The following is a 2,924-nucleotide window of genomic DNA, read 5'->3' on the forward strand; positions in this document are numbered from 1 at the left end:
ACTTAAGACGTGTATAATTAATTGCTTTGGTCGTTGCTTATTTGGAAAATTCCTTCGGAATTTTCTCGCGTTCGTTTTTGTTTACTAAATTAGTTGCTTAAACACGCAACTAACCATACACAAGACCGTTGTGGTGCATTTAAGAAAAACTTAATGAAAAAAATAAATTGGTCGTTAATTAACTCTTTAGGGAAAATGAGGTTTAGCAAATCCAGCTATTACTACCTCGTTATAATACCAATTTTGGTAAAATTAATGGGATATTTAGACAATCCTTTTATCCTAATTCTTGGAGAGAATTCAATAAAACTGAATCTTGAATTACCTTTTAGTTGGTATTTATTTTACTTCGGTGCAATTTTTATAGCAATAGGTACATTTATTTATCAAGTATTCTGTCCTTCCTTCATCAAAAAATTTCAAAATTATGGGGAATTCATTTCGGCTGGAGAATCAGATAATTACTTAAGTCGAATTGAATCAAAATATGCTAAAAACAAAAATATTAAAGGTTTTTCTGTTTTAAGTGAACCTTATCTCACTGAAAGGAAAGAACATACTAAAGAGTATGAGAGACCCGTAAAAAGGCGCGGAATTACAATAGGCGTAGAAAAGGAAATTTTTGAATATACAACTGAGGAATATAAAACGAATATTAAATATCAAGAAGAAAGGAAAAATTACTTTAATGAATTATATAGTGTGGTAAATGACTATAACAAACCATTAGTAGTCTTTGCTTTCATTACTTACGTTGTTGGATTTTCATCTTTTTTGTTTGTGATTATTCAAAATATCAGATTTGTAATAAGGAAACTAATCTAAAAAAACGACACCACAACAATGGCTATAAGTAATTGCTTTTTCTCGCCTACTTCTGAAAATCCTAGCGGATTTTCAGTTTGGTGTGTACTTGCAAAGTTTCGTGCTAACCCACGCAACTACTCATAGCCGATACCGTTATGGGCAACCTTAAAAAACGACAACTTACATTGAAACAATTAATATTAATATTTGGAATTTTATTAGGACTTAGTTCTTGCTCTTATTATGTATTTCCTCCAAAGGTTGACACAAGGACTGAAATACAATATTCTTATAAGTTGAATAAAGATTACGAAAGGAGTAAATGGAGAAAATCAAAACAGAAAACAGGCTATGAACGCTACGACAAGAAAGGAAATCTGATTGAAGAAGGTGAATACGGTGAAATTTGGCATTTTAGCAGTGTTACCAAGAATGCTGACAGTACCATTAGTATTACTAGCGGACACGGACGAAATTATAAAAACTTGAATTCTATCCATTATTACATATATGACAGCACAGGAAAAAAAATGCAAGATGAACTTTGGCAATTCAAAGACAATAAAAAGGACTACTTAATTTATAAAACTATTTTCGAGTATGACGCAAAAGGAAAATTGATTAAGGAAACTGAGTTTGACAAAGACAACCAAGTTTCAAGATTACAAGATTATTCAAAAGACAATTCAAATCAGACAATTTCAAAGGACAGCGTTTTTAATTTTTCATACGAAGGTATCACGAGAGTTGAAGGTAAAAGACAAGACACAACAATTACAGACAGTTTAGGGAGACCAACTGAAAAAATACACTACTATAAAGACAAGTTTCTATACAGACAAGAGTTTCGCTATGACCGTTGGGGCGAAATTGTAACTGAAATACGATATGACAATAAACCTGACAGTTTGTGGTGTATTACGGAATGGCAATATAACTACGACAAACAGCTAATTAGGAAGTTTTGGAAAGTTATTGGTAGTAAGACAGAAACAAAGGATGTTTACATTTATAATCGAAAAAAATTACTTGTGAAAATATTACATTACAGCGGAGAAGAACTTGAAGGCTACACGAATTATAAATACAAACTTTACTAGAATAGAATAAAGGCAACCCATAACAAAAAATATAGTGCATTTGGCAGATAGTGCTAAAAATGATAGCAATTAAGAAACTTAGTAGTAAATTGAAAGTTTGGAGCGTTGAAATGCCAAACGCACCATATTCGAAACGTTGGCAACAAGCTGAAATCACTCATATGGAAACAAAATCAATCGAACAATTAGAGAAAGATATTTGGAAAAACCTTTCCGAATTTCCGACTGATTTGGTTGAAAAATGTTATCATTATCGGAAAATCAGTATTGCGGAATTGACAAACGAACAGATAAGACTTCTAATTTCTCAAAAAATCGGAATTGAATATCTAATCGGAATCGCACTCGAAAAACTCGAACGGAATATTTTGACCGAATGTGATTTTTACGAAGGCGATTTACTTATCGCTGTTTCAAGTTTACCGACTGAATTTTGGAATGAAAATCAAACTGAATTTCTGAAATTTAAAAATATTGTGGAACAGAATTCGGAAATAATAAAAAATGAACTCGGAGAAAAGAAATTTGACCGAATAAATAAAAAACTAGCTTAAATGAATAATATAAATTTTAAAAAATGGGCTTTCCATTTTATGATTTGGATTTTAATAATTAATATTATTTCCTTCTATTTGACAATCAGCTATACAAGTATATTTAATGAAGGAGACAACACAGCACAAGTCTTATTTTATTTTGGAATTTTAGGAACAGTTTTACTTTTATTGAGTCTGATTTTTATAATTTTTAGTACCATCAAAAAAGAGAAGAAAAATTATCAATATTGGACTTCAATAGTTGGACTTGTCATTTTTGGAATTTTGCCAATTTTAGCAAGTTTGTTTTTAAATTAATTTAGAGAATAATTGAACTGAATAAATAAAAGCCAGTTGCCAACAAAGAACTGAGTTAAAAAACAAGCTTTTTTAAACCAATCTCGAAACAAAGTTTTCATCGTAAGGCCTTCCTGATTTTGCTATGGCAAAGGCCTGTTTCAACAACTTGTTTGCCACTGCT

General features: G+C 30.8%; 4 protein-coding genes. All 4 read left to right on the forward strand.

Translation table 11 applies throughout. The features are described from left to right. Window positions 1-153: 153 nt before the first annotated feature. Window positions 154-825, forward strand: a complete 672-nt coding sequence (locus tag H7U19_RS16705; protein WP_186564023.1) for a hypothetical protein — start codon at window positions 154-156, stop codon at window positions 823-825. Window positions 826-1,103: 278 nt separating this feature from the next. Continuing rightward, window positions 1,104-1,907, forward strand: coding sequence for a hypothetical protein (locus tag H7U19_RS16710; RefSeq protein ID WP_186564024.1), 804 nt, complete (start codon window positions 1,104-1,106; stop codon window positions 1,905-1,907). A 59-nt stretch (window positions 1,908-1,966) separates the two neighbouring features. After that, window positions 1,967-2,461, forward strand: a complete 495-nt coding sequence (locus tag H7U19_RS16715; protein ID WP_246454839.1) for a contact-dependent growth inhibition system immunity protein — start codon at window positions 1,967-1,969, stop codon at window positions 2,459-2,461. Continuing rightward, the gene (locus tag H7U19_RS16720; protein ID WP_109403812.1) at window positions 2,462-2,761 is read left to right on the forward strand and encodes a hypothetical protein; all 300 of its coding nucleotides are present in this window, start codon (window positions 2,462-2,464) and stop codon (window positions 2,759-2,761) included. The last annotated feature ends 163 nt before the right edge of the window (window positions 2,762-2,924 follow it).

Origin of the sequence: Hyunsoonleella aquatilis (assembly GCF_014270105.1) — a bacterium.
Lineage (GTDB): Bacteria > Bacteroidota > Bacteroidia > Flavobacteriales > Flavobacteriaceae > Jejuia > Jejuia aquatilis.